The following is a 1891-nucleotide window of genomic DNA, read 5'->3' on the forward strand; positions in this document are numbered from 1 at the left end:
TTTTTTTTGGTGCGCCCGGCAGGGCGCGCTCACTCAGGGGTGAAAGTCCCCCGCACACCCGGCAAGGGGAAGTGCTAGCTAGAGGCAAGGGTTTCGCGGGCGACTGCGAGTCTGAAGGAAGCCCGAGGCAAATCGCTGGCCTGACGAACAGGAAGCGGATACGAGGCGGCATGGCGGGGTAAGCAGTCCGAAATCTGCGAAGCCCAATACTTGCACAGAACGCCATGACGTAGATCCGACAGGCATAAGCGTGAAAGTGGGTGCGCAATACCCGGGGAGATCTGCACGGTTGCCCGTCAGGGCTACCGGCACCGCGAGGTGCTGGAATGACTGTGCAGAAGTCAGCAGAGGGCATAGTAGGTCGCGAGACTGAAGGCCTGAACGATTAATACCGAGAGTAGAACAGCTGATCTCGACAACCCACGATGACGCAGAAGCTCCCGACACGGGAGGCCTGCCTGCCATGGCCGGACGGAATCCGGAAAGAAGCCCGCAAGGTGCTGAGGGGGTTGCGGCGACGGCTGGGCGAACGAAATCGGAGGACTACCGGCTCATGGAGCAGGTGGTCGAACCCAGCAACATGCGACGAGCGTACAAGCGCGTCCTGAAGAACCGAGGCGCGCCAGGCGTTGATCGCTTGACGGTTGAGGAACTGAAGGACTGGCTGATGGTGCACTGGCCAAGTGTGAAGGCGGCACTGCTGGAGGATCGGTACCTGCCACGGGCGGTGCGCCGAGTGGACATTCCCAAGCCTAATGGCGGGGTTAGAACACTCGGCGTACCCACGGTGGTGGATCGGCTTATCCAGCAGGCGCTCCATCAAGTACTGCAACCGATCTTCGAGCCAACCTTCTCCGATGGCAGCTACGGCTTTCGTCCGCAGAGAAGTGCGCTCGATGCGGTCGCCAAGGCGAAAGAGTATGTGGCCGAAGGAAAGCACTGGGTAGTGGACATCGACCTGGAGAAATTCTTCGACCGGGTCAACCACGACGTGTTGATGGCTCGACTCGCCTATCGAGTGAGGGATGGTCGCGTACTCAAGCTGATCCGGCGCTTCTTAGAGGCGGGGATGATGGCTAATGGCGTGATTCAACCTCGCAGCGAGGGTACGCCTCAGGGTGGGCCGCTGTCCCCATTACTGTCGAATATCCTGCTGACCGATCTTGATCGAGAGCTGGAAAGGCGGCAGTTGAAGTTCTGCCGATATGCTGACGACTGCAATATCTACATCGGCAGTGAAGGCGCAGGGCAACGGGCGATGGCGAACATCAGAGCCTTCCTGGAAGGTCATCTGAAGCTACGTATCAACGAGCAGAAAAGCGCAGTAGCACGGCCTTGGAAGCGAAAGTTTCTGGGCTACGCGATTACGATCTATCGCCAAGAGACACGGGTGCGACCTGCCCCCGAAAGCCTGCGAAGACTGATGGATCGAGTTCGTGAGTTGCTGCGCAAGGGGCGAGGACGGTCCTTGTCTCACACTATAGAGATGCTAAATCCCGTGTTGCGGGGTTGGGCAAACTACTTTCGGCTTACCGCGAACATGCGGACGCTGGATGAACTCGATTGGTGGCTGCGTCGAAAACTACGTTGCCTGCTCTGGCGACAGTGGAAAACCCCGAAGACCCGCGAACGACGACTCATCTTACTTGGGCTTAGGCCTGAGCGGGCGTGGAAGTCGAGTGTAAACGGGCGAGGGCCTTGGTGGAACTCGGCATCCAAACACATGAATCAGGCAGTACCGAGGTTGTACTTCGCCAAAATGGGGCTGGTCTCGCTGCGCAGCACTGTGCAGGGACTCCAGCGTATTAGTTGAACCGCCGTATGCGGAACCGCACGTACGGTGGTGTGAGAGGGCTGAGGGAAAAAAAAATCCCTCACCCTACTCGATCCT

The 1891-nt window shown here is 58.6% G+C and carries 1 protein-coding gene; it reads left to right on the forward strand.

Translation table 11 applies throughout. The features are described from left to right. The first annotated feature begins 553 nt into the window (after nucleotides 1-553). Nucleotides 554-1813: a group II intron reverse transcriptase/maturase gene (gene ltrA, locus GHO32_RS25920; protein ID WP_153443089.1), complete on the forward strand. Its 1260-nt coding sequence runs from the start codon at nucleotides 554-556 to the stop codon at nucleotides 1811-1813. Nucleotides 1814-1891 lie beyond the last annotated feature (78 nt).

The organism is Pseudomonas sp. FSL R10-2189 (assembly GCF_009600325.1).
In the GTDB taxonomy this organism is placed as follows: domain Bacteria; phylum Pseudomonadota; class Gammaproteobacteria; order Pseudomonadales; family Pseudomonadaceae; genus Aquipseudomonas; species Aquipseudomonas helleri.

Excerpts from the sequence above, each read along its gene's own strand:
- ltrA (WP_153443089.1), top strand. The coding sequence starts at position 554 with ATGGAGCAGGTGGTCGAACCCAGCAACATGCGACGAGCGTACAAGCGC.